The sequence below is a fragment of the Neobacillus rhizophilus genome, from assembly GCF_018343535.1.
Taxonomy (GTDB): domain Bacteria; phylum Bacillota; class Bacilli; order Bacillales; family Cytobacillaceae; genus Neobacillus; species Neobacillus rhizophilus.
On record NZ_JAGYPF010000001.1, the window covers coordinates 1648976 to 1674960 of the forward strand.

Annotated in this window: 25 protein-coding genes and 1 pseudogene; 12 read left to right on the forward strand and 14 right to left on the reverse strand. The window is 36.8% G+C overall.

Going from position 1 to position 25985, the window contains the following annotated elements; all coding sequences use genetic code 11:
• Positions 1-28 precede the first annotated feature (28 nt).
• Positions 29-154, forward strand: a complete 126-nt coding sequence (locus KHA99_RS07780; protein ID WP_213116813.1) for a YjcZ family sporulation protein — start codon at positions 29-31, stop codon at positions 152-154.
• Between the two features lie 462 nt (positions 155-616).
• Here the strand turns inward: KHA99_RS07780 and KHA99_RS07785 are convergent, their stop codons facing one another.
• The 4 genes from KHA99_RS07785 to KHA99_RS07800 form a co-directional block, all read right to left on the reverse strand.
• Complete coding sequence (locus KHA99_RS07785; protein ID WP_213116814.1) at positions 617-1246, reverse strand: class I SAM-dependent methyltransferase; 630 nt, start codon at positions 1244-1246, stop codon at positions 617-619.
• 507 nt (positions 1247-1753) lie between these two features.
• Positions 1754-2923, reverse strand: coding sequence for a M20 aminoacylase family protein (locus KHA99_RS07790; RefSeq protein ID WP_213116815.1), 1170 nt, complete (start codon positions 2921-2923; stop codon positions 1754-1756).
• Between the two features lie 28 nt (positions 2924-2951).
• The gene (gene dpaL, locus KHA99_RS07795; protein ID WP_213116816.1) at positions 2952-4172 is read right to left on the reverse strand and encodes a diaminopropionate ammonia-lyase; all 1221 of its coding nucleotides are present in this window, start codon (positions 4170-4172) and stop codon (positions 2952-2954) included.
• Positions 4173-4246: 74 nt separating this feature from the next.
• Positions 4247-5494 carry a Zn-dependent hydrolase gene (locus KHA99_RS07800; protein WP_213116817.1) on the reverse strand — a complete coding sequence of 416 codons (1248 nt, stop codon included), beginning with the start codon at positions 5492-5494 and terminating at the stop codon, positions 4247-4249.
• 187 nt (positions 5495-5681) lie between these two features.
• Between KHA99_RS07800 and KHA99_RS07805 the strand changes: the two are divergent.
• Positions 5682-6562, forward strand: a pseudogene (locus tag KHA99_RS07805) (AraC family transcriptional regulator).
• 160 nt (positions 6563-6722) lie between these two features.
• Here the strand turns inward: KHA99_RS07805 and KHA99_RS07810 are convergent.
• Positions 6723-7616, reverse strand: coding sequence for a DMT family transporter (locus tag KHA99_RS07810; RefSeq protein ID WP_213116818.1), 894 nt, complete (start codon positions 7614-7616; stop codon positions 6723-6725).
• Positions 7617-7830: 214 nt separating this feature from the next.
• On the opposite strand from KHA99_RS07810, the gene KHA99_RS07815 reads away from it, so the two are divergent.
• Positions 7831-8700, forward strand: coding sequence for a LysR family transcriptional regulator (locus tag KHA99_RS07815; RefSeq protein ID WP_213116819.1), 870 nt, complete (start codon positions 7831-7833; stop codon positions 8698-8700).
• Between the two features lie 514 nt (positions 8701-9214).
• On the opposite strand, the gene KHA99_RS07820 is transcribed toward KHA99_RS07815, so the two are convergent.
• A complete protein-coding gene (locus KHA99_RS07820; RefSeq protein WP_213116820.1) occupies positions 9215-9715 on the reverse strand; it encodes an arsinothricin resistance N-acetyltransferase ArsN1 family A in 501 nt (166 codons plus the stop codon).
• Positions 9716-9834: 119 nt separating this feature from the next.
• On the opposite strand from KHA99_RS07820, the gene KHA99_RS07825 reads away from it, so the two are divergent.
• From KHA99_RS07825 to KHA99_RS31160, 3 genes are all read left to right on the forward strand, one after another.
• Complete coding sequence (locus tag KHA99_RS07825) at positions 9835-10281, forward strand: MarR family winged helix-turn-helix transcriptional regulator (protein WP_213116821.1); 447 nt, start codon at positions 9835-9837, stop codon at positions 10279-10281.
• 315 nt (positions 10282-10596) lie between these two features.
• Complete coding sequence (locus KHA99_RS07830; protein WP_213116822.1) at positions 10597-11463, forward strand: permease; 867 nt, start codon at positions 10597-10599, stop codon at positions 11461-11463.
• A gap of 14 nt (positions 11464-11477) precedes the next feature.
• Positions 11478-11603, forward strand: a complete 126-nt coding sequence (locus tag KHA99_RS31160; protein WP_261363769.1) for a hypothetical protein — start codon at positions 11478-11480, stop codon at positions 11601-11603.
• Positions 11604-11694: 91 nt separating this feature from the next.
• Here the strand turns inward: KHA99_RS31160 and arsC are convergent, their stop codons facing one another.
• Genes arsC through KHA99_RS07845 form a run of 3 tightly spaced genes read right to left on the reverse strand, consistent with a single transcriptional unit; the run spans position 11695 to position 13575 of the window.
• Positions 11695-12117, reverse strand: a complete 423-nt coding sequence (gene arsC, locus KHA99_RS07835; RefSeq protein ID WP_213116823.1) for an arsenate reductase (thioredoxin) — start codon at positions 12115-12117, stop codon at positions 11695-11697.
• 26 nt (positions 12118-12143) lie between these two features.
• Positions 12144-13199: an ACR3 family arsenite efflux transporter gene (gene arsB / locus KHA99_RS07840; protein ID WP_213116824.1), complete on the reverse strand. Its 1056-nt coding sequence runs from the start codon at positions 13197-13199 to the stop codon at positions 12144-12146.
• Positions 13200-13227: 28 nt separating this feature from the next.
• Positions 13228-13575, reverse strand: a complete 348-nt coding sequence (locus KHA99_RS07845; protein ID WP_213116825.1) for an ArsR/SmtB family transcription factor — start codon at positions 13573-13575, stop codon at positions 13228-13230.
• Positions 13576-13958: 383 nt separating this feature from the next.
• On the opposite strand from KHA99_RS07845, the gene ppsA reads away from it, so the two are divergent.
• Positions 13959-16559 carry a phosphoenolpyruvate synthase gene (gene ppsA, locus KHA99_RS07850; protein ID WP_213116826.1) on the forward strand — a complete coding sequence of 867 codons (2601 nt, stop codon included), beginning with the start codon at positions 13959-13961 and terminating at the stop codon, positions 16557-16559.
• Positions 16560-16586: 27 nt separating this feature from the next.
• Here the strand turns inward: ppsA and KHA99_RS07855 are convergent, their stop codons facing one another.
• Positions 16587-17051 carry a hypothetical protein gene (locus KHA99_RS07855; protein ID WP_213116827.1) on the reverse strand — a complete coding sequence of 155 codons (465 nt, stop codon included), beginning with the start codon at positions 17049-17051 and terminating at the stop codon, positions 16587-16589.
• A gap of 328 nt (positions 17052-17379) precedes the next feature.
• On the opposite strand from KHA99_RS07855, the gene KHA99_RS07860 reads away from it, so the two are divergent.
• A complete protein-coding gene (locus tag KHA99_RS07860; protein ID WP_213116828.1) occupies positions 17380-17811 on the forward strand; it encodes a VOC family protein in 432 nt (143 codons plus the stop codon).
• Between the two features lie 149 nt (positions 17812-17960).
• Here the strand turns inward: KHA99_RS07860 and KHA99_RS07865 are convergent, their stop codons facing one another.
• Positions 17961-18161 (reverse strand): hypothetical protein, encoded by a 201-nt coding sequence (locus tag KHA99_RS07865; protein ID WP_213116829.1) that lies wholly within the window; start codon positions 18159-18161, stop codon positions 17961-17963.
• A 213-nt stretch (positions 18162-18374) separates the two neighbouring features.
• On the opposite strand from KHA99_RS07865, the gene KHA99_RS07870 reads away from it, so the two are divergent.
• The 3 genes from KHA99_RS07870 (at position 18375) to KHA99_RS07880 (ending at position 21105) form a co-directional block, all read left to right on the forward strand.
• Positions 18375-18983 carry a hypothetical protein gene (locus tag KHA99_RS07870; RefSeq protein WP_249366452.1) on the forward strand — a complete coding sequence of 203 codons (609 nt, stop codon included), beginning with the start codon at positions 18375-18377 and terminating at the stop codon, positions 18981-18983.
• Between the two features lie 107 nt (positions 18984-19090).
• Complete coding sequence (locus tag KHA99_RS07875) at positions 19091-20260, forward strand: MFS transporter (RefSeq protein ID WP_213116830.1); 1170 nt, start codon at positions 19091-19093, stop codon at positions 20258-20260.
• A 701-nt stretch (positions 20261-20961) separates the two neighbouring features.
• Positions 20962-21105: a hypothetical protein gene (locus KHA99_RS07880; RefSeq protein WP_213116831.1), complete on the forward strand. Its 144-nt coding sequence runs from the start codon at positions 20962-20964 to the stop codon at positions 21103-21105.
• Positions 21106-21278: 173 nt separating this feature from the next.
• On the opposite strand, the gene KHA99_RS07885 is transcribed toward KHA99_RS07880, so the two are convergent.
• Positions 21279-22172 carry a LysR family transcriptional regulator gene (locus tag KHA99_RS07885; protein ID WP_213116832.1) on the reverse strand — a complete coding sequence of 298 codons (894 nt, stop codon included), beginning with the start codon at positions 22170-22172 and terminating at the stop codon, positions 21279-21281.
• Between the two features lie 130 nt (positions 22173-22302).
• On the opposite strand from KHA99_RS07885, the gene KHA99_RS07890 reads away from it, so the two are divergent.
• Positions 22303-23496, forward strand: coding sequence for a YbfB/YjiJ family MFS transporter (locus tag KHA99_RS07890; RefSeq protein ID WP_213116833.1), 1194 nt, complete (start codon positions 22303-22305; stop codon positions 23494-23496).
• A gap of 717 nt (positions 23497-24213) precedes the next feature.
• Here the strand turns inward: KHA99_RS07890 and nadR are convergent.
• Entirely contained in the window at positions 24214-25242 is a 1029-nt protein-coding gene (gene nadR, locus KHA99_RS07895) for a multifunctional transcriptional regulator/nicotinamide-nucleotide adenylyltransferase/ribosylnicotinamide kinase NadR (protein ID WP_213116834.1), read from the reverse strand.
• Positions 25242-25937, reverse strand: coding sequence for a nicotinamide riboside transporter PnuC (pnuC, locus tag KHA99_RS07900; RefSeq protein WP_213116835.1), 696 nt, complete (start codon positions 25935-25937; stop codon positions 25242-25244). The genes nadR and pnuC overlap by 1 nt, the downstream gene beginning before the upstream one ends.
• Between the last annotated feature and the right edge of the window lie 48 nt (positions 25938-25985).

The following is a 25985-nucleotide window of genomic DNA, read 5'->3' on the forward strand; positions in this document are numbered from 1 at the left end:
TAAATTCAATGAAAGGGAGGATTTTATAATGTTCGGATGTGGCGGATTTGGCGGCTATGGCTATGGCGGTTTTGGCTATGGCGGCGGCACTTTTGTTTTAATCGTTGTATTGTTCATTCTTTTAATCATTGTTGGTGCATCTTGCTTTTATTGATTAGATTAGAACCCAAATAAATTTAGGGTTTTCTAAAAAAACAAAAGGTCAACTCTTCGGACGAATCGAAGAAGTTGACCTTTTGTTTGCTATTTTATTTTTGTCAAATAGACATTTGCACCTTTTACATAGAAAACAGAAGATGTTTCATCATCTTGAGGAAGCATGAAGTGCAATTCATCATAGACTAATTCAGTGACCATCCCCCAATACCCTAACAAAAAAGACCGCGCTGATAAATTCAGACACGGTCAATTATTCTTTAGTTTTTTCTTTTTAAATAGGATTTAGCCTTGTCAGAAAAAACAGTCAAGCATATCTTAATGTAAGCCATTGCATTACAAGCATATGAATTACCTACCCATTAAGAAGGAAGTCTCTGCCCAAGACTTCCTTCTTTTATATTTTTCCTAAGGGTAATTTTTTTCATTTTGTCCTTTAAAAATAAAACATCTTGTCTAATTAAAGTCCTTTTTGACATTTGACCATTAAAAATTTAAATGGAGGTTTATTTTCCTTATCCTTATGTGGCTCAACAATTTCCGAAATTTCTATCAGTCCATATTTTCCAAATTCTTGTTTGATCGAGTCAGCATCATAAAAAAACATATTTACTCCATTCGTTGTCTCGAAATAGTCTTTACCCAGTTGTTTGCCCTTTCCAAACATTGGGGCTTCTTTAGAAATAGTAGTAAAAATCATATATCCGTTTGGCTTTAACTGATTATAGCAATCATTAATAAACTTCTCTCTCTCACGATGATTCAATAAATGAATAAGCGCATAACAAAATATACCATCATAAAGTTTGTTTTCAAAAGGCATATCGGTTACTGAACCATGAAAAATAGTAAAATTAAGCCCGTTTTGCCTTGCCAAATCAATTGCTGTTTTTGAAATCTCAATACCTGTTACATTTATTCCGTTATCTATAAAAACCTTTGCATTTCTGCCATAGCCAATACCAGGAATCAATATTTCCTTCACTTTCTTTTCAAGGAAAAAGTCCTTTGTTAAGATGGCGGAGTCTGCAGGTTCAAATCCCCACATCATTTGATTTTCTATAAAACTTGATTCCCAAAATTCAGTCATACCTCAGGTCTCCTTTACAAACATTGGCCATTCATATATTCTCGAAATTATATCAAATTTCAACATTAATTTAAAACAAGGCCAATTCAATATAAAAGTTTTTATCAGAAGATTGCGGCATTTTTTATTCTATTTTGGAATCGTTTTCTTATAATTTTTGGCTCTGTTATGATTCATTGTTGATTTTCGTGTAGGTATGAGAATTCATAGGCGGAGAAATTCCGGCTAATGTATATAGAGGAAGCTTAAGAAGCAGATATAAGCGGAGAAATTCCGATTAACTGCTCTAAATAAGACAAAATTTAAAGATTTGGATCATATAAACGGAAAATCTTCCTTTATTTTTAAGGAAATACGGGTATTTCCCAATTTAAGCGGAATTTTGCCGTTTATTTTTCAAACACAGTGAAATCAACATTCAATTATAAACTAGGTCTCAGAAAAATAATGCCAAGACCCTAACTAAATTCAGTACCAAATATAACTAGCATAAAAATATAAAAATATTTATTTTGGCAAACGGACTTTAATTAACTCTGCAAAATATTCCGCTCCAATTGTAAGGATCTTATCATTGAAGTCATAGCTTGAGTTATGAAGTGGAACATTGCCTATTCCTTCAGAATCGTCACCATTGCCTATAAATACAAAACAGCCAGGGGTTTTCTGTAAAAACGCACCAAAATCTTCAGAAGCCATCCACGGTTGACAATTTCCATCCACATTATTATCGCCGACCACATTTTGGGCTGCTTTTACGGCAATTTCAACACAATCTGCCCAGTTAACCGTTGGTGCAAATTCATGGGTATATTCAAATTGACATTCCGCTCCATTTATTTGGCAAATACCCTCACTAATAGTCCGCATCCGTTCTTCCAGCAGCTTTTGTACCTCTGTTGTATAACTTCTAGTATCCCCTTTAATTTCTACATTCGTAGGAATCGCATTGCGAATCCCGTCTGTAATAAACTCAGTACACGAAATGACTGCAGGAACATTTGGGTTCATATTACGGGAAATAATGGTTTGCAAAGCAAGAACAATTTCAGACGCAATAACGATCGGATCTTTACCCATATGAGGACTTGAAGCATGTGAGCCTTGTCCCTTAATACGGATCACAAAGTTATCTTCACTCGCCATAATTCCGCCCGCCCGTGTTGAAATGGAACCAGCAGGCATGCCTGGCATATTGTGCATTCCATAAATCTCATCTACTGGAAATCGTTCAAAAAGTCCATCCTGCATCATGGCAAAAGCGCCTTTACCTGTTTCCTCTGCAGGTTGAAAAATAAATCGAACTGTCCCGTTAAAATTTTTCCGCTCTGTTAATAACTTGGCTGCACCCAATACAGTGGCCATATGTCCATCATGACCACACGCATGCATTTTACCTGGATTTTGGGAGGTGTATGGATGTTTCCCCACCTCTGTAAGATTAATAGCATCTATGTCAGATCGAATACCTATAATGCCTTTCCCATCGCCCACTGTAAGATTAGCAACGATTCCAGTACCACCAATATTTCTGTGAACCTCTAATCCCATATCTGTTAAGACTACAGCTAGAAATTCAGATGTATGTTTTTCTTCAAAAGCGCTCTCAGGATGCGCATGAAGATAGTGCCTCCACTCAGTAAGCTGTCTTTCAAAATTATCACTGTTCAAATTCATTCACCCTCTCATAATCTATTAACAATTATTAAACTGATGGATAGGCCCCGTCCCATACTACTTTTCTGTAATGATCCGGATCAGTGTCACCTTCTGTGCTGATAATAAGAATTTTCGAATCTTGATTCAGGTTCAATGTTTCTTTCATATCATTGAGCGCCAAATTATCAGCCACTAGACAAACTAATCCCAAACCAACTGCACCAGATTCACCCGAAACAATTTGAGGGTCCCTGCCCAATGGGTTTGCAAGAATTCGCATACCTCGTGCGGTCACATGATCCGGACATGAGACAAAGATTTCTGCATAATCTTTTAAAACACCCCAAGAAGTGGTACTAGGCTCCCCGCACGCTAAACCTGCCATAATCGTATCCAAAGCGCCAGTCACGGAATGAGGCTTCCCATCACCCACATTAATAGATTGGTATAGACAATCAGCTTTATCTGGTTCGACTATAACTGTAATAGGACGTTCCTCTCCAAATCTCTCTTCTAGATATCCGAGCATACTGCCTGCAAAAGAACCAACTCCAGCTTGTAAAAACACATGCGTCGGGCGGTCCTGACCAGCTTCAGTAATCTGCTCCACTGCTTCATCCAGGATCGTTCCATACCCCTGCATAATCCAGGTTGGAATCTTTTCATATCCATCCCAGGCCGTATCCTGTACCAAGACCCAGCCATTTTCTTCAGCCTTCTGACTCGCCAGCCTAACTGTATCATCATAGTTAAGATCTGTTATAGAAGCTTCTGCTCCTTCTTTTCGTATATTGTTTAATCTTATTTCCGAAGACCCTTTTGGCATTAATACGACTGATTTTTGTCCTAGCTGGTTTGCCGCCCAAGCGATGCCTCTTCCATGATTTCCATCCGTTGCTGTTATAAACGTAATACTCCCAAGTTTCTCTTTCACTTCTTTACTTCTTAGTTTTTCAAAAGAGAGCTCTGAAATATCGACGTTTAATTTCTCTGCCAAGTATTTGCCGATAGCATAGGAACCAGCTAATACTTTAAAAGCATTAAGTCCAAATCGATACGATTCATCCTTCACCCATATATGGCTTACACCTAATTGTTTGGACAACTTATCTAAGCTGTGAAGTGGAGTTACTTCATACTCTGGGAAACTCTTATGAAAATTTCTTACCTTTTCCACTACTTCACGGTTCATAAATGCCGCAGATGCGTTCTCAGCATCTGCTTTTCTCGCATTTTCATTTACAATATATTTAATATCTGTTTTCATTTCAGTTAAAATCTCCTTTTTTTATCTCCTTTTAAAATGTAAGCCATGCTTTTTTATTTGTCCCAATAAATAATTTACTGATTACCCGCAAGATTGCTAACTACGTCAAGTAATACATTGGTTCCAGCTGCCAAGTCGGCATCTTTTGTATACTCCTTAGGATTATGACTAATACCGTCGATGCTAGGAACGAAAATCATGGCTGTAGGACAAATACGTGCCATCATTTGAGCATCATGTCCCGCGCCGGATGTCATTCGTCTTGACCCGAGTCCGCGTCCGCCTGCAGATTGCTCTATCAATTTAACGATTGTTTCATCAAAAGTTACTGGTTGAAAACGTACCAGTTGTTCAGATGTAATGGATACTTCTTCCGATGCCGCCAGTTCTTTGAGATAGCTGGCAAGTGATTGCTCTTCCTTTTTCAATCGCTGCTCGTTAGGATCACGCAAATCAACAGTAAATGTGGCCAAAGAAGGAATGACATTAACAGCATTTGGCTTAAATTCAATGGTTCCAACTGTTGCAACAGTTTGCCCATTAGAAGCGTTTGCACAATCACGTAAATAGGTGATTACCCGTGCCGCCGCAAGTCCTGCATCACGCCGCATATCAGTTGGAGTAGTACCAGCGTGATTGGCAACACCTTCAATCGTAATCCGCTGCCAAGAAATGCCTTGAAGGTTCTCGACCGCACCAATTGAAATACCCTTTTTATCCAAAATTGGACCTTGTTCAATATGAAGCTCAATGTAAGCGTGTGGCTTTAAAAAGCCAGGCTCCTTCGTACCAGCATATCCAATACGTTTGAGTTCCTCGCCCAAAATGGTACCATCCGTACCTACCTGCGCAAGCGCCTCATCGGCAGAGAGCCCGCCAGCATACACAAGAGATCCCATCATGTCAGGCTGATAGCGCACTCCCTCTTCATTGGTAAATGCCGCGACTGCAATTGGACGAGATGGAACAAAACCTGTCTCCAGTAAAGTGTTTATTACTTCAAGTCCAGAAAGTACTCCGTAACATCCGTCGTACATCCCTGCGTTAATGACTGTGTCGATGTGAGAACCCAGCATAATTGGTGCTTCATTTCTATTTTCAGTACTATACCAAATCCCAAAGGTATTACCGATTCTGTCGATTTCAACTTCCAATCCAGCATCCTTCATCCAAGTGACTAATTGGTCACGTCCAGCCTTATCTGCATCTGAAGCAGCTAATCTTGTTCGTTTGTTATCATCATCCAGACCAGTTCGACCAAGTTCTAGTAAGCGGTTAAGTAAACGTTCACTATTGATTGATAGATTTAACTTTGAAATCATGTTCATTTCCCCTTTTCAACATGTAAAGTAGTTCAGAAACAACTTAAGACATAATGGCAATCAGCTGATCTTTGGTGAATCACATTATTAAAATGTAACTATAATGTTATAATAATTGAGTATTTTTACGAAATAATACTAAAATCGAATAGAAAAATATAAATATATTGAGGTGATAGCTATGCAAATGAAAAACTTCATGATTGACGAAAGCCTAAAAGAACTAACCAAACACCATACAGTTGTTATGCCAATTGCATGTTATAAAACCACCATTAATCAAAATATCCATGGCTATATATTCCTCTTCATTGGCATGACGAAATTCAATTTGTGTTAATCGTAAAAGGGGAAGCAATTTTTCAAGTTAATGAAGATTGGATCGTGGTTCGAGAAGCTGATGGACTGTTTATCAATAGTGGATGCCTGCACATGGCACAGGAAAAGGATCGCTCGGGTTGTGTCTATATTTGCTTAAATCTTTCACCCTATTTTGTATTATCACAAGAACTCTATCCTAATTATGTAAAACCTTATGTTCAAGCGACTAATTTACCCTACTTATATATAGATGCAAATGAGATTTGGGGAAAAAACATTTTAGATGCAATTTTAGAAATCTATCAATGTATTGAGCAAAAGTCCCAATACTATGAAATAGATATATCGATGCGACTACCATTCATTTGGAAAAACTTAATCGATAATGGTTTTAAACTAGAATTTGTTCAGACAGAAATAGTAAAGAGTCAAAGAATGAAGCAGATGCTAAGCTGGATCCAACAGCATTATACAGAAAAAATTATGTTAGAGGATATTGCAAGGGCAGGTCAGCTGAGCCGTTCTGAATGCTGTCGATATTTCAAGCGATTTTTAAAATGTACACCATTAAATTATGTTATCGATTTTCGTATTCAAAAGAGCCTATATCTACTGCAGCAAGATGATTCGAATATTACCGAAGTTGCTTATCAAGTCGGTTTTAATAGTACGAGTTATTTTATTAATAAATTCAGAGATTCCATGAACATGACTCCATTAGCATACAAAAAAAACAAAATGCAATGACGAAGCAGTTTTTGGCTAAGCACAATTATGCGAATTTGCACTATGGTTTGAATCTTATTTTTTAATAAAAAGAAAATGGCCCAGTTGAACCGAGCCATTTTCTTTATTTTACAACTAAAGTTGACGTTACTTAAAATGCACTTCTACACAATGTTTAACTTTATTCAGCTGGTGTTTTCATTAATTGATTTGAACAGTTGACTGATCTAATTTCACTAACAAATGTAGAGCCTAATAGGAGTACACCACCAAGCACTTGAATAATTGTCATTTGTTCTTGCAGAATAATGGCAGAAATCAATATAGCTACAAATGGATCCACATAACTTAGCATAGCTATACTCTGACCTTTCAATCCTTCCATACCAGAGAAAAATAACCAAAACCCAATCCCTGTATTGATAATCCCTAAAATTAAAATAAAAGGAATGGAAGAGCTTGATACTTCAAAGATACCAAATCCGGAAGTCCAGAAAACATATGGCATTAGAAGTAAAGTGGTTGTTCCTAGCTGAATGATGGTTAGCTCTAACTTTCCCATATCTTTAATAAATTTATTTAGAAGCAATAACGCAGCATAAAATGCAGCTGCGATTAATCCAAAGGAAAGTCCAAGAAGATCATCTGAGCTGGATGCTCTCAGGCCTTCTCCGACAATCATTAACATCCCTATAATCGCTACACCAATACACACATTTTTCTTGATGGATAATTGTTCCCGAAGTACAAATGGAGAAAGAAGCATCACAAATACAGGTGCAAAGTAATAACCTAGCGTTGCATTGGCAATTGTGGTATGGTCATACGATTGATAAAGAAAAATCCAATTTCCTCCCAATGAAATACCTGAAAGAATCAAAAATAAAGCATTAGATTTAACTAAATTCCATGATAATTTTTTCTTTATCACGAAGAATATTAACAGTAAAAATAAGCATCCTATGAAACTGCTTAATAAAGCTCTTTCGCTCGAAGATAGATCAATGTTTCGAACAACTAAACCAATTGTACCGAAAATAATCATTGATAATATAAACTGAATTTTAGATTTCATCATCTACTCCTACGAAACATAATTCGCAGATTCTGAGACTTGTAGCTGGCTGGTGCTTTTTCCATAACATCACTCACAAAAAACATCGTTAAACACCTTTTCCTTTCCTAACTTGAATAATTAATAGTAAAAATATATCATAATCACACACATTACAAAAACGAATGTTTATCATGATATACATGACAAATCCAGATGGAAAGAGGAAAGAGATATGAATATTCAAAAATATATGGCATTTGTCAAAGCAGTAGAATTTGGTAGTTTTACAAAAGCTGCCGAAATATTGGACTATTCACAGTCTGGGATAAGCCGTATGATTAACGATTTAGAAAAGGAATGGGGGATTTCTCTTTTTGAAAGGGGACGTGCCGGTATCAATTTAACCTCGGATGGTTTAAAGGTACTGCCCCAATTAAAGCGAATTTGCAATGAGTATGAAATCTTAATGAAGCAGATTGAAGAACTAAATAATATGGAATCTGGGATGATTCGAATTGGGACATTTTCCAGCGTAGCATCTCATTGGCTCCCTAACATCATTAAAATTTTTAAGAAGGATTACCCAATGATAGATTTTGAATTTCTGCTTGGTGATTATACAGAAATTGAGAGTTGGATCCTAAATGGGCGTGTTGACTTTGGATTTTTGCGGCTACCGACAAAAGCAGAACTTGAAACAGTCTTTTTGGAACAAGACCGTTTGCTGGTAGTGATTCCACAAAATCATCCTCTTGCTAATTGCGAGAAGTTTCCCATAAACGGCTTACTGAACAGCCCGTTTATGCTGTTGGAAAAGGGGGCAAAAGCAGAAATCTCCGAAATTTTTGAGAGGCACCAAATTTCTCCGCATGTAAATTTTACAACATGGGATGACTATGCCATTATGTCTATGGTGGAAAATGGGCTAGGAATCAGTATATTACCAGAATTGATATTACAGCGTATTCCACACAAAATTATAGCGAAAGAGCTTGAAGTTCCTGCTTTTAGAAATATTGGTGTTGCTATGAGAGAACAAAAATCACTTTCCCTTGCGTCCAAGAAGTTTTTAGAATATTTATCATATAGGAACAGAAAATGAATGAGTAGATGAAAATATTCAGACGGGCAACAATGAATGTTTGTTTCTGAAAATCCTTTTTGCACTAAACTGACGGTTACTTCAATAAGAAAAGTGCCTTGCTCCAATATTGAAGCAAAGCACTCCGTTTGTTCTATAAGAAAAGCTACCATACAGACAGCTTAAAACTTGAACTCTTGCCCATTTTAGTTGAATTACTTAGATGTATTCAGTGGTTTGGTGGATCAAGTGGATAATAAGAATTCATGCCATGTTCGGGAGGGCATTCCTTTATTTTTCCGTATTATATTAAAATTTTAGCTTTCTTTTACTAAAATAATTACTTAAACGATGCGGTTAGTGAAAAGACGATTCAACTTTTTTGCAGAAACTCAACCTATATACCAAGTTGCTCATTAAACAAACTATTGACTGTTAAATTCTTTTTTTATAAGTTATCAATTATTTAGTAAGAGCTTCTTCTAGCTGAATTTCCAGTTAATCTGATACTCCGGTATTTAATAAACTTACAGTTTTACTCAAAAACCTTTTCCATTATCATTACATCCACAAAGCGACCATCTAATTTTCCCTGATTCTTAAATACTCCAACTTCTCTATAACCATTCTTTCTATAAAGCCCTTGCCCCAGATTATTAAATGGAAATGTAAATAAAACAATCTTGTTAAAGTCATTTTTAATCGCAGCCTGTTCAATTTCATTAAGCAATACGGAACCAACCCCTTTTCCCCTGTAATCCCTTCTAATATAGATGGATAAATCAGCGACACCGGCATAAGTGCACCGGTTTGAATATGGATTTAACGATGCCCAGCCAATAACCTCCTCGTCTTGTTCCACTACGATTACCGCAAAACGTCCAGTATGATTGTTATACCATTTTCTCATATATTCAAAATCTTTCTGGTCTTCCTCTAATGTTGCTATCCTGTCCTCAATTCCTTGATTATAAATACTTAATATCGATTCTAAGTCACTTACTGATGCCGGCCTTGTTTTTAACTCTATTTTCATGATAATCCCCCTAGAAATTAATGGCTTATAACCATTATATAAAAAATTTTCCATTTTTAAAAGAAAATTAGTTGCAATTTGCAAATGATTAGTATATAATTAAATCAGAGGTGAAAAATATGGAAAACCTTAGAGAACTGTTCCAGGTAATGACAAGGCGATTTGGTCTTTTAAATAAAAACTGTTGTCAAATAGGCGGAACTGAAATATCCCTCGTTCAAAGCCATATCCTATATGAACTACTTCGCCGGGAAAAGCCTTCGATGCAACAGGTTGCTGATACGTTAGGGATGGATATAACCACCTTTAGCCGGCAAATTCAAACGCTAGTAAAAATGGAACTAGTTGTGAAATCACCTCTCCCTGAAGATAGACGTGTTTCTCAACTAGCCCTAACCACACAGGGAAAGTATGTTGCTGCGAAGATCGATGCAGACATGAACCAATATCTTAACGAAGTATTTTCAAATATGAGCGAGTTTGAACGGGAAATGGTCATCAAATCAGTCAAACTTTTAAACGAAGCAATGTCAAAATCTACTGTTTGTTGTAAACCATTAATTTGAGCAAGATCCACTTGCTCATTTATTAAAAATAATTACTTGCAATTTGCAAGTAATAAGGAGATAGCAATATGTATTTCAATGAAATGAAATTAAAAGTTTATTATGAAATGAAAAAAGAAGAAATGGAGAAAGCTGTACTGGCTAGCCAGTATTAAAAAAATAGTCCAACGTCAAAACTCTATAGAAATTTCTTAAATATGTTTAAGAAAAGCCAAAAACAAAATGCTGTGCCAAAACCGGATTGCTGTGAAATTAAAATCCAAGAAGTATGCTGCGGAAATAAAAAAATGTTTTTTATAAATAAGGGGGTTGCTTATGTGGTCTGAAGTGTTTCATAGTTTTTTATCCATTGCATTAGAATTAACTTTATTGTTTATTGGAATCTCTTTTCTAATCAACCTATTACAAGCTTTCATTCCCTATAAAAAGATGGAACGAGTGATGGAAAAAAGCCATCCATTGGTAAGTGCCTTTGTTGCACTAGGGTTCGCCTTTATCACTCCGTTTTGTTCCTGCTCAACTATACCGGTAGTAGTTAATCTACTAAACAAAAAAGTGCGATTTGGAATTGTCATGATTTTCTTATTCTCTTCTCCTGTTTTAGACCCAACCATCATAACATTAATGATGGCCGTACTCGGAGTAAAAGTTGCCTTTGCTTACACTGTCATAACATCCCTCCTCTCCGTAATTATTGGTTTCGCTTTAGAAAAGTTTGGTTTTGAAGAACAGATAAAAAATGTGGTAGTAAAGGGTTACCAGGAACCGGATAAGAAATTTCAACTAAAAGCAGCATTTATTGAAACGCTGCAACTAATAAAAAGTGTATATCCTTATTTGCTAATAGGTGCATTTATCGGTGCATTCATACATGGAGCTGTTCCAACCAGTTGGATATCTACATTTTTGGGAGGTGATAAGTGGTGGCTCGTTCCTATAGCTGCGATTATTGGTATCCCACTCTATATTAGACTTTCTACTATGATACCAATTTCTCAAATCATGATTGCCAAAGGGATGGCTTTGGGTCCAGTGATGGCTCTTATGATAAGTTCAGCAGGTGCAAGTCTACCTGAGTTGACTTTATTAAATAGCATCTTCAAAAAGAAGCTCGTATTTGCATTCGTTGGTTCAGTCTTTACGATGTCTACTATATCAGGATTTCTATTTTACCTTATTTAAGGGGGATATTTAAAATGGGTATTTTTAAAAGTCTATTTCAAAAGAAAGAACGTTCTTGCTGCAATGTTATGATTGAGGAAGTAAAAGAAGACACTAATGTTCAATCACAAGATGAACAAAAAAGCAGTTGCTGTAAATAAGCTAAGTTAAAATATGGCTTACAGACTGAATACGGCATTCACACACATTTTAAAGCCAGGAGGGTGAATCCCTCCTGGCTTTTATTAAATCTTACTCCCCTGTTTCGGAAAAACGCTTAATTCTTTCCCCGATTTCATCACGTACTCTTTGGAAAAATGCCCATTTTTCTTCATCTGTTCCTTGAGCTTTTGCCGGATCATCAAATCCCCAATGTACTCGTTTGACGCTTGGTGGTGTTACAGGGCATTTATCAGCAGCATCACCACACAGGGTTACGACTAAATCCGCACTGTTTAGATAATTAGGTTCGATTATGTCAGAAGTATGCTTGGAAATGTCGATCCCAGCTTCCTTCATGGCTTTTACAGCATTTGGGTTTAATCCGTGCGCTTCTATACCAGCACTACGTACTTCCCACTCTTCACCTAAATAATTTTTTGCCCATCCTTCTGCCATTTGGCTGCGGCAAGAGTTTCCTGTACATAAGAAGTAAAGTTTCTTTTTGTTTTCCATGTTGAAAGCCACCTTTATTATTATTGTTAGGCTGCGTGTTCTTTAAAATATTTTCGTTTAAACCATAATGCCACATTGACTAACGCAATCATGACCGGTACTTCCACAAGTGGTCCGATTACTGCGGCAAAGGCTGCGCCAGAATGGATCCCGAAGACACCAACCGCCACAGCTATTGCTAATTCAAAGTTATTGCTTCCAGCTGTAAACGCAAGTGTTGTTGTAACGGGATAGCTCGCGCCAATTTTTCTTCCCATGAAAAAGGAAACAAAGAACATGACAACAAAATAGATCAACAATGGGATTGCTATCCGAACCACATCCAGAGGCAGACTAACAATAACGTCCCCTTTTAAAGAAAACATAAGGATAATGGTAAATAGCAATGCAATTAATGTGATGGGACTTATTTTGGGAATAAACACTTTTTCATACCATTGTCTTCCTTTAGCTTTAACTAATGTGAAGCGAGTAATCATACCAGCTATAAATGGAATTCCGAGATAAATGAAGACTGATTTAGCTACCTCTGCAATCGTAATGTCAACAACCGCCCCTTGTATTCCAAACCATTCAGGAATGACGGTCACAAACACATAGGCATAAACAGAGAAGAATAGCATTTGGAATATAGAATTGAATGCCACTAATCCCGCTGCATATTCTGTGTCCCCTTTTGCCAGATCATTCCATACGATAACCATCGCAATACAACGAGCTAAACCAATCATGATGAGGCCAACCATATACTCCGGCTTATCCGGCAGAAAGATAATTGCCAGCAAAAACATTAGAATGGGTCCAATAATCCAGTTTTGCACAAGTGATAAAGATAGTACCTTCACATCTTTAAAAACCCGGCCAATCTCTTCATACCTAACTTTTGCTAGCGGAGGATACATCATTAGGATTAAGCCGATGGCTAATGGAATGGATGTAGTCCCTACCTGCAAACTATTCAAACTGTCTGCAAATCCTGGAAAAATGAATCCTAATCCAATCCCTAATGCCATCGCAATAAAAATCCAAAGCGTTAAGTATCGATCCAAAAAGGAAAGACGTTTTTTCCCCGTGTTACTCATGATCTACACTTCCTTATTCAATTAAAAGTTAACAACCACATCGAAGTGTGGGATTACTTTTATTAATAATTTCGATTTTATCTTTCAGGTCTGGTACATGTTGCAAAATAGGATCTATAAGTCCATAAAGCTCATTTTCTGGGTTCAAGGAATAATAAATCCATTGACCTCTTCGTTCTTCTTTAACAAGTCCTGCATCCTTTAACTTGCGTAGATGCTGGCTGATGGATGGTTGACTTATATCAAATACTTCCTGCAATTCACAAACACAACACTCTCGTTGTTTTAACATCCCAACAATCGTTAACCGTGTTTTGTCCCCTAATAATTTTAAAAAGTTGGCTGTTTGTTCAATTGTTACAGTTGATTGTAACATTAAATACGCCTCCTAAATTTCCATATAGGTAAATAACTATTTACTTATTTATATTATAAATTAATATATAATTATTTGCTTATATATTAGATTAATAAACATGTTAATTCAAGTCGTTAATTGTAAAGTTACTGTAAATATCTCATATTAATATAAGGTGTTCTTGGGAAAATAAACAGATTAAATGCAATTTAGTCATGGCTAAAAGGTTCGAGGGGATGAACCGAAGCATCAGATTACTGTACGGTAAGGTATAGCTATTTTTAAAAAATAAACTCTCCCTAATTTAATTATAACATCTAAAAAATGGTTAATATAGACTGTTTATTCTTATTTATGACTGCTAAAATCAATAGAACATTACTGGTTGGGAGAGATGTAGAATGAGTTCTTTGGTTCTCGGATTTCAGGAAATGGAAAAAACGCAGCATTTGCTCGTTGGCGGTAAAGGAGTAAATTTAGGGGAATTATCCAAAATTCAAGGAATACAAGTACCCGAAGGATTTTGTGTGACAACAGTGGCATATCAAAAAGTCATCGAACAAAACGAAACGTTTCAAGCTTTGTTGGATCAACTAACACTGCTAAAAGTAGAAGATCGAGAACAAGTTGGAGAAATCAGCAGGAAGATCCGACAAATCCTTATGAAAGTTGAAATTCCTTCCGATGTTGCGTTTGCTGTTACTCACTATCTCTCCCATTTTGGCGAGGACCATGCTTATGCAGTAAGGTCTAGCGCGACCGCTGAAGATTTACCACATGCCTCTTTTGCTGGCCAGCAAGACACCTATTTAAATATCATTGGAAAAGAAGCCATCTTGCAGCATATCAGCAAATGTTGGGCTTCCCTATTTACAGATCGTGCGGTTATCTACCGTATGCAAAACGGATTTGACCACAAACAAGTGTATTTATCCGTTATCGTTCAACGGATGGTTTTTCCACAGGCTTCAGGGATTTTATTTACCGCTGATCCGATTACTTCTAACCGAAAGCTGCTATCCATCGATGCCAGTTTTGGACTTGGAGAAGCACTGGTCTCTGGCTTAGTATCCGCGGATAGTTATAAAGTACAGGAAGAGAAAATCGTCAACAAGATGATAGCAACGAAAAAACTGGCTATCTATGGACGAAAAGAAGGCGGAACAGAGGCACAGCCACTCGGTCCGGGCCAGCAAAAGACACAAACACTTACTGATCAACAGATTTTACAACTAGCAAGCATCGGAAGAAAGATCGAAGCTTATTTTGGTTGTCCGCAAGATATCGAATGGTGTTTGGTTGATGATACTTTTCATATTGTCCAGAGTCGCCCAATCACGACTCTTTTCCCCATCCCTGAAGTGAATGATCAAGAAAACCACGTCTTTATATCTGTCGGCCATCAGCAAATGATGACAGACCCCATCAAACCATTGGGATTGTCTTTTTTCCTGTTAACGACTCCTGCACCCATGCGTAAAGCTGGTGGAAGGCTGTTTGTTGATATCTCACAACAACTGGCTTCGCCTGTCAGTAGAAACATTTTATTAAATGCCATGGGTCAACACGATCCGCTCATGAAGGACGCACTTATGAACATCATTGAACGTGGAGATTTTATAGTATCGTTACCGGATGATAATAAAGCACCGAATCCCGGTAGAGGCAATTCAGATATGCTGGCACAAATCGAAAACAATCCATCAATCGTTTCTGATTTGATCAAGCGTAGCCAAACATCCATTGAAGAGTTAAAACAAAACATTAAAACCAAATCAGGATCAGATTTATTTGATTTTATTCTAGAAGATATTAAGGAATTAAAGAAGATTTTATTTGACCCACAAAGTTCAGCTGTATTTATGGCTGCTATAAATGCTTCAACATGGATCAATGAAAAAATGATGGAGTGGTTAGGTGAAAAAAACGTAGCAGACATACTTTCTCAATCTGTACCAAACAATATTACTTCGGAAATGGGTCTAGCATTATTGGATGTCGCAGATGTGATTCGTCCATATCCAGAAGTAATTGATTATTTCGAACAAGTAAAAGATGATAACTTTCTGGATGAACTGGTTAAGTTTGATGGTGGACGGGAAGCTAGAGACGCCTTCTTCGCTTTTCTCAATAAATACGGAATGCGATGTGCCGGAGAAATCGATATGACCAGAAGTCGTTGGAGCGAAAAACCAACTACACTTATACCCTTAATTCTTGGTAATATAAGAAACTTTGAGCCTAATGCCAGCAATCGAAAATTTGAGCAAGGGCGGCAGGAAGCTTTGAAAAAAGAACAAGAGTTATTAGAACGATTGAAGCAATTACCAGATGGTGAACAAAAATCCAAAGAAACAAAACGAATGATTGACCTAATCCGGAATTTCATCGGCTATCGGGAATATCCAAAATACGGTATGATTAATCGCTACTTCGTTTATAAGCAGGCTTTACTGAAAGAAGCCGAACAACTCGTACAAAATGGCGTTATTCATGAAAAGGAAGATATATACTATCTCACCTTTGAAGAACTTCGTGAAGTCGTGCGCACAAATAAACTGGATTACCAAATCATCTGCAAACAAAAAGACGAGTACAAATTATATGAAAAACTAACTCCTCCACGTGTTATCACGTCTGATGGTGAAATTTTAACAGGTAAGTACAAACGAGAAAATCTCCCAGCCGAAGCTATTGTTGGCCTGCCGGTTTCTTCTGGTGTTATAGAGGGACGCGCTCGTGTCATCTTAAATATGGAAGATGCAAATTTAGAAGATGGGGATATATTAGTCACCACCTTTACAGACCCTAGCTGGACACCATTGTTTGTCTCTATAAAAGGCCTCGTCACCGAAGTTGGCGGCCTGATGACCCATGGAGCAGTAATCGCACGTGAATATGGATTACCAGCAGTCGTCGGGGTGGAGAATGCTACCAAACTGATCAAAGATGGGCAACGAATACGCGTGAATGGAACAGAAGGATATATAGAAATATTGTAATGATTTAAAAAAAGCCAAAGGAGTAGACTACTCCTTTGGTAAATCCTTGTGCTCATATTTTATAAGCTTACTGGTAATTGAGGGTTTTCCTGGTGCGTCGGGATGGCTATCGACGATCACACCGAAGGTTAGAGTATCCGTCCCTAATGGTTTCTCGTTGGCAGGAATGACATTTACTTTAACTATAAATGGATATTCTGCATTTTCGCCTGTTACTTGAGGCTCTGTTACCTCAACAACATTGTAGTTTTTCTCCCAGTCAAATGCCATACCAGAAATGTTTTTATCTTTATAAAACTCTCTTGCAGATAGAATGATTTCCTTGTTAATTAAATTAAGCATAAAATGTTTTAAATGTTGTTCTTGAGTAACATCATTCGTTACGTTGTATAAATCATCTTGTAACCTTTTTTTATTGTATTCTTCTCCTTGTACAACACTTGGTATAGTTAAAAAGAAAAACATGAAAGCTAGCATTAAGATATTTTTCACACAGATCACCTCTTTTTTCCGGCCTTTTTTGACATCTTTATATTTTGTTTAAAATAGGAATATATACATTTGAGAGAACCTTCTAATTGAACATTTGGATTGTTTTATAACTCCAAGGATTTCACTATTAATTTGTGACCTTAGTTAAACATATACAAAAATATTAACGATACGAAAAATTTGCTGGCACTGATTATTCAGTGATCTTCAGCAAACAGGTAAGTTTGTTGAAGAAGGATATTTTCTGGTTATAGTGAAATAGAATGACAAACACATTTCCAGAATACAGGATATTGCAAAATAACAGGAACATAGGAGGTAATGAGCTATGAAGATTCACAGAATAGATCATGTAGGTATAATCGTAAATGATCTCACTGCTGCTAAAGAGTTCTTTGTCGATTTTGGCCTTGAGGTGCAAGGGGAATGGGAAGGAAAGTGGATCGATCAGGTAGTTGGGCTTAATGACGTTAAAGTAGCATGTGTAGGATTACGGGCGCCAGACGGTCAGGCATGGATAGAGCTAATCAAATTTTATTCGTCGTCAGACGAAAGAGAAATTCAGCAACCTTTTGCAAATACCTTGGGTATGCAGCATATTGCCTTTGCTGTTGAAGGTATTGAAGCTGTTGTGGCCAAATTGAAAAAGAAAGGTACAGAAATCTTTAGTGGGATACAACAATATGAAGATAGTTATAAGTTATGCTTCGTTCGTGGGCCGGAGGGAATTATTTTAGAGTTGGCTGAGAAAATCAAATAAATTAACGGTAATTCATAAGTATACGGCCGATAATTAAAAGCCTAATTCCCCTAGAGTTCCGAGAAATTAGGCTTTTTTATTGTGTTAAAGCACCGTTACTTGAAAAAGAATTTTATAAGAGTAACCTACTCCTATTTAGTTGGCATTTGTCAGCCACCTTCAATACAGGTAGCAGAGGAACTTCCAACAGCAGTATTTAATTCAGTAAGAAGATTAGGAAGAATCTCGGAATCAATCGTGATTTCTAATGTCTTATCAGTTAATGGTACTTTATATTTTGCAAAAATAGCTGATGTAATTTCCCAAACTTTGACTATTGCTTTTGGAGACATATTAGATTGTATAACCATATTAAAACCTCCATTTCTGTTATTTATTTCACTTCAACCATTAGCTCGTTTCAATTATGATACATTCGTATAAAGTTTTATTATCTGGGCAACATTCCTTTAAATTTAACAGCATTTTAATATTGAGTGTCTACATTATTCATTAATCTCATTTAAATAGATGTAAGATTCTAGCTCAACAGCAAGATATAATCTATATGATGAGGATAATCTATGGTTGGTGAAGAAATGAAAAGAAACAGGTTGTTATATTTATCAATATTCAGCAGTGTTTTAGTCATTCTATATATGTTCTTCCAATGGAAATTAATTGATATAATAACGGAATTTCTAATGTTTCCTGTTCTTTTATTGGTGTTTGGATTTTTTATTTTTATAACAGTACTAGCAATAATATCATTGTTTAAAAATAAAACTTGGAAGCCTATAGTTATCCAAGTTATCACAATCCTATTGTTATTTATCGTTCCTTTCAATCAAATCATATTGGATATAGATTTTAAATTAAACAAATCTGAAAGAAATCAAGTAGTTAAAATGGTTGAGAACGGAGAACTCAGGCCAAACATTTCACACAATTCTTCACTCCTTCAGTTACCTAAGAAATACGAACATCTTTCTATTGGTGGCGGTGAAATAGTGGTGGAGAAATCTGGAGATGGCTATAACATTCTCTTTTTTACCTATCGTGGGATACTGGATAACTTTTCAGGGTTCGTATATACGCCTAACGACCAAAAGCCTTCTAAAAATGCGTTCGATGGCGATTTCAAAGCAATAGATAAAATGGAGAAAAACTGGTACTTTGTTGGTTCTTACTAGTAAAAATGTTAAAACGGCAGCGAAATGACTTTTATTATCTTATTCTTGAGTAAACTTTCATCAAAAGATAGTATATAGTGTGGGAACTAATTAGGAAGGAAGACAATATGGATAAGCGTATTTATTTTTTAATGATCATATCCTTTGTAATAGGGATGGTTGAACTGATCATTAGCGGCATTTTAGATTTAATTGCAGGGGATTTACATGTAAGCATCGGGCAGGCCGGTTTACTGATAACTGTTTTTGCTGTAATTTTTGCAGTTGCATCCCCAATTCTACTTGTTATGACAGCTAAAATAGAAAGAAAACGGCTAACATTAGTTTGCTTATACATATTTTTAATTGGCTGTATCGTAACAGTATTTGCACCTACTTTTTCTATTTTGTTTATAGGAAGAATTATTTTAGGGATAAGTGGAGCGCTATTAATCATATTATGTTTAGTTATGGCTCCTAGCTTAGCAGGAGAACAGTATAAAGGCAGGGCTATTGGGATTGTCTCTGTTGGAGTAAGTGCTTCATTAGTTTTAGGGGTACCGATCGGGCTTATATTGGGAACTAATTTTGGCTGGAGAGCACCATTCATCCTTATAACTGTATTGACAGCATTATCAATTATTGGCGTTCATGTATTTATGGGACGTATAACACCAAAACCTCAAATTCCATTGAGGCAACAGCTTGCAGCATTTAAAAATCACAAAATCACATTAGGGCTGACAACGACATTCCTGTATATGACAGGTCATTCAATTATGTATGCATATTTTAAGCCTTATTTAGAAGCAACCACTGATTTTAATGCTAATTGGGTTAGTGTCATCTATTTAATTTTTGGTTTTGCTGCTGTATGCGGTGGAGGAATTGGCGGACTACTGGCAGATTTATTGGGCTCAAGAAAAACAATGGTTATTGCTCTAGCAGTTTTTAGTGCTTTATTTTTTGTATTTCCATATACAACAGTTTTCTATCCAATATTTTTCCTCATCTTGATCTTATGGGGGATGCTCAGTTGGGCAATTTCACCGGCCATGCAATCTTATTTGATTGAAATAGCACCCGAATCATCGGAAATTCAGCAAAGCTTGAATAATTCATCTCTTCATTTAGGTGTTGCTGCTGGTTCAGTTATTGGTGCAGGAATAGTTGATACACTTTCAGTCAATGTGATTCCATTTGCAGGCGGATTATTCATCATCTTATCATTAATTACTGTAGTCATTTCTGTTAGCAGTAAGAAAAAGACTTCTTATAAAACAAAGAACGCAATTTGAGTTATTTCAAGTTGCGTTCATAATATCCAAAAATTGATGGTATAGGATGTACAGGATTTGCTAAATACTTTAACCCAAAATAATATATTTGTTTATTACAAAGCTGCAAATTTGGTTGCATCTTCATGACCAAATTACCTTCCTAAACAGAAATAGAAATTGATTTAGCAATAAAAAGAAAGAGCATAAAATTGCTTTGCAATTCAATACTCAAGTTTGTACCTCTAACTGAATTACTTATGCCATGAAGGTTCTTAGCTTTCGAAAAAATTTCCGCCATAATATTATATTTAATAATACTTGATGGGGCCAGACCTTCCGGATAGCCTGACTTTTAAAATAAACTTCCAAACAAAATTAAAACGCCAGAGGCCGCCAATACACCGATTCCCGTAAAAATAAACTTGATCCGTTCCATTGAAATTCCTCCTTTTGATTTGTTAATTACAATTTAACTATCAAAAATGAAATCTTTATGAAAGTTATTATTTTGGCTGGTAATTTTAAAATAAATGATAAAAAGGCCAATGCTTTGACAAAACATTGACCTGTCTAGTATCGGTTATTTATTAAAACAGCTAAACTTTTCATCATGGCTTCAAGACTTTTGCCAAGTGGATTGTGTTCCGTGAATTAATATGCTTCAACCATTTTTATTTTCAAGGCAAAAGTTGGACATATTATCCGTAGGAGGTGATATGGTGGCTGACAAAAACAAAACTTCCAAAGACATAGAAAGAGACAATAAATTAGATAGTTACAAAAACGATCGACATAATGTTAATGCTAGGGAAGCAACGGCTCTTGAACCAGAAATTCCAAGAATTAATACAGAAAATCTTTAACAGTATGTTTGTTATTCAAACATTTGAAATAGCATCCTGAATAACAAACTAAATGCTAAACCTTTCAACGCTTGGATCTAAATCCAGGCGTTATTAATTCCTAATATGCCTTTATTTCTCTTGAACCAGTTCTTTAAGTTTATTTCTTCACCATATTTTAAAATAAATACTTTCTAAACTAACGTTGAATTATTTATCGTTGTATTGTCATTACTTAACATTTCAATAAATATCCTCAAAGAAGTTGATATATATTTATCTTTACGATAAACGAAAATGGTTTTGACTTTCCCGAATTTATTTGGAATGGGATGTTGGATAAGTTGATTGTCTTTCATATGTTTATCAACCACACTTCGAGGGAGTAAACTTATACCCAGTCCCGCAGAGACACAGCCAATAATTCCATCAAGTGTTCCAAATTCCATTATTTTTTCTGGAATAACCCCTTCATGCTGCAACCACTCTTCAAACCTTGCCCGATACGAACAGCCATTTCGAAAAACCAATATTGTTCGATTTTGTATTTCTTTTATAGAAGATAAACGGTGATGTATCGTGTCCGTTATCAGTACTAAATCTTCCTCTATTATTGTTTTAAATGTGAGTTCTGGATGCTCAATAGGTCCAGCAACAAAAGCCCCATCTAATTCATATTGTAGAACACCTTGAACATTTTGCTCAGTTGGACCTGTTTTTAACGTAAGGTCAACAGCAGGATATTCACGATGGAACTTTGAAAGTATTGTTGGTAAACGAACTGCTGCAGTCGTTTCCATTGAACCTATTAATAAAGGACCTTTAGGTGTTTGATCATCACTCATAACGTTTTGAATCTCATCTAAAAGTTGAAATATTTCGTATGTATACGAAAGTAATGCTTTACCTTTGTCTGTTAGAGTAGTCCCCCGGTTATGTCGATAAAATAGCTTTGTTTGAAGATCCGATTCCAATTGTTGAATTCTTGCTGTGAGATTGGATTGTGCGTAGTTCATTTCCCTTGCTGCCTTTGAAATGCTTCCTAACTCTGCAACAGCTTGAAAAAATCTCAATGCTTGCAAATCCATAGTTATCACCTCTTCCTTTTTTGATATATAGAAAAGTGATATCAATACATCATTTTTTAGTATTATAGCATATGGCAAAAAACAGATAAGATAAAAATATAACAAAATTATTATAATTGAAGGTGAAAATTTGAATAAAAATCCTTTTTTATTTTTGATTGGGGGAATTTTTTCATTAATGATTGCGATGGGAATTGGAAGGTTTGCTTATACTCCAATCTTACCGCTCATGCAGAAGGCTCTTGCCTTTACTGATGCTGTTGCGGGCTACCTCGCTTCAAGCAATTATGCAGGGTACTTTGCCGGGGCAATTTTAGCAGGAGTTCTTCCTTTGAAAAAGCATAGAACATTTTATTTAAGAATTAGTCTTGCAGTAAGTATTATTACCACTTGCTTGATGGGACTGACTCACTCCTACACACTGATGCTCATCATTCGCTTTATTTCAGGAGTGTCTAGTGCATTCATTTTTGTATTAGCTTCCAGTATTGTTCTAGATAAACTGGCTATTGTAGGAAAAACAAATTGGGCAGGATATTTTTATTCTGGGGTAGGCTTTGGAATCTTTTTTTCGACGCTCTTTATACCGAGTTTTAACGATTTATTTATGTGGGAAGGCGTATGGATAGGACTAGCCATTATAAGCGGTATCCTTACTATCTTCGTATGGTTTTGGCTAAAAGATTCCCCAAACCCGAAGGTACAAAAGGATAAACAAATGGTTACTATACAAGCACCACCCCTTAAATGGCTTCCTTGGTTAATTATTGCTTATGGACTGGAAGGGTTAGGCTATATTGTAACAGGGACATTTATTGTGTCAATTGCTGAAAAGGCCTCAATCTTTAGCAGTGACCCTGCAATTGTCTGGATGGTTGTTGGCTTAGGTGCAATTCCATCATGTATCGTATGGTCCACCCTCGCAAAAAAATGGGGATTTGTAAGATCATTAGTAATTGCGATGACTCTTCAATCAATCGGAATTGCACTGCCTGTCTTCTGGTTGACCCAATCCAGTTTAATGATAAGTGCCTTCTTATTTGGAGCAACTTTTATGGGTATTACCACACTCGCCACAACATTGGCACGCCAAATGAGTCCATCAAATAGCAGTCGAATTATTGGTTATCTAACCGCCATTTATGCTGCTGGTCAAATGATAGGACCAACAATCGCAGGAGTTTTATTATCTTATACTCAAAGCTTTAATTCAGCGTTGATTGGAGCAGCTAGCGTAGTATTCATTGGATCTATGTTACTTGTAAGTGGTATTCGATTTGATCGAATGCCAAACATAGAAACATCGTCTATAAAATCAAATTGAAAGAGGGAATCTTGATGAAACATTGACCCGTCTAATCTCTCTTATTTATAAAAAATGGGCTTAACTTTTCACCTACTGCACACGATTTTTGCCATATGAATCGTGTGTGGTGATTCAAAATGTGTATCAAGGCAGGTATAAAAGCTCCATAACACCCGAACGGCATTGTGGTCCTCCGTTCAGGTAGTTATAAAAGCTCCATAACGCCCGAACGGCATTGTGGCCCTCCGTTTGGGTAGTTATAAAAGGTTCATAACACCTGAACCGGATTGTGGCCCTCCATTCAGGTAGTTATAAAAGGTTCATAACGCCCGAACGGCATTGTGGCCCTCCGTTCGGGGAGTTATAAAAGGTTCATAACACCTGAACCGGATTGTGGTCCTCCGTTCAGGTAGTTATAAAAGCTCCATAACACCCAAACGGGATTGTGGTCCTCCGTTCAGGTAGTTATAAAAGCTCCATAACGCCCGAACGGGATTGTGGCCATCCGTTCAGGTAGTTATAAAAGCTCCATAACGCCCGAACGGGATTGTGGTCCTTCGTTCAGGTAGTTATAAAAGGTTCATAACGCCCAAACGGGATTGTGACCTTTCGTTCAGGTGGTTATGACGGGCCTCATAACGCCCGAACTGAAAAGGGACCTCAGCCCAGGTAGTTTTTTGACGCCCTAAACGGAAGGAGTCCCTTAACAGGCGATTTCCTAATCCAAATAATTACCTATACTCCCTCAAACATTCCCCCTATCATCTCAATCGCTTTTTCCAGCCGTTCCTGATAGGTCCCGCTAATGCTTACGAATTTGATCCCGTTTTCCTTCAATAAATCCTTCAAACGCTGATTATTTTCTTCTCGGACCTTTTGTTCTCCATGCACCCTTAATCCGTCATCTACCCATTTGACGTCAGGCTCTAAAAATAAGCATAGATGATACTGTTGAATTCTGGCGATTTCATCCAAGACCCGTTGGTGTTTCTGGTTATACAGTTCGGAGTAAAATTGAGTGACAGCTGCTTCTGTGTCAATAAAAACAATTTTATTTGCCTGTTTAATAGCTTCATATTCTTTCAGTTTATGGCCATAGGCAATGATCGGGTAATCTTCCTCTAAAATAATACCATCACATCCTCCTAAATCTTCGCAATACTCTCTACCGTATTCTCGTACATAAGTTGTGTTATAGATGAGTGCTAGATTCCTCGTAAGCGTCGATTTTCCACAGCTTTCCGTCCCTAAAATGACGACCTTTTTAATAAAATAAGGTTTCGCTACCTCGGGGATGTAGTCCCAATAATGAAAGACTCCTTTATTCCTAATCTCCGTTGCTGAAATCGGATATTGTTGTCTTTTTTCATCAATCAAAACGTGTTTTGCCTCAGGATATAGCTCTTTAAAAATCGGGTCATAATCGTTTTCAGAGCTAAACACCAAATTAATTCCCTTCCCGATCACCTCTCTTATTTTCAAGGCCCCTTCCTTCCAATTGTAATCCTCATCACCGTCATGATCCTCCACTTCCACGACCTTGATGTGTTCCATCTCCTTCGTTAGTTGAGAAAGCCAGCGCAGCCGGATCCGACTTGGAATATAGGAAAGCTTGCTCCCCTTACACAATGCCTGATCTCTTTTTTCACTATGGGACAAGACCACATACAGTTCATCGACCATCGTGGAAGCTTTGATGATGGCATACATATGACCTTGATGCAAAGGTAAAAACTTTCCACCGTAAAATCCAATCTTCTTCATTAGATCTCTTCTCCCTTCTGCTTTTTATAAACTTTAGACCAATTGTAATAGCCGTATATACTGTTAATCAGAAAAGCTGACCACATCACAAGCATGGAGACATCGTTACCATCCTGTAAAATTAAAGCCTTCACCCAAAGAGCAATCGAAAGCACATTTACCGCAATCCAAAATAACCACTGTTCCGTTAACCTTTTTAGCATGAGTATCTGGGCTATAACCGATAATGTCGTTGAAGCGGAATCAATCCAGACTACATTGCCTCCTAATTTTTCGAGCAGGTAAGCGTAGAGAACAAAGATGACCAAAAAGGTTGAAAGCGTAATACCCCACCCTTTTTTCGTCAAAGAACTGATTTGAATTTCTTCCCCTTTTACTGTGTGTTTCGTTTTATGGTTCTTCCATAAGTAGATCCCAACGAACTGGAGAGGAAAATAAAACAAGGCATTTAGCATGACCTCACCGTATAGGCCATAACCGTAAGAGATGTAGGCATAGGTTCCGGTTTGGATAATGCCGAAATAGTAATTACTCACCTTCCCTTTGGCGACCAATACGACGCAAAGCATACCTGAAATAGAGGTGATTAGCCCAAAAATCGTATCGTCCCAGGCAAAAAACAAATACACATTCACAAGCGTAAACGTAACAAGCCATAGCTTTTCAAATAAGGTCCAGTCTTTGAGGATCTTCATTTTCAATCGCTCCCATATAATTATTAATTAACAAATTGTTAATTGTAA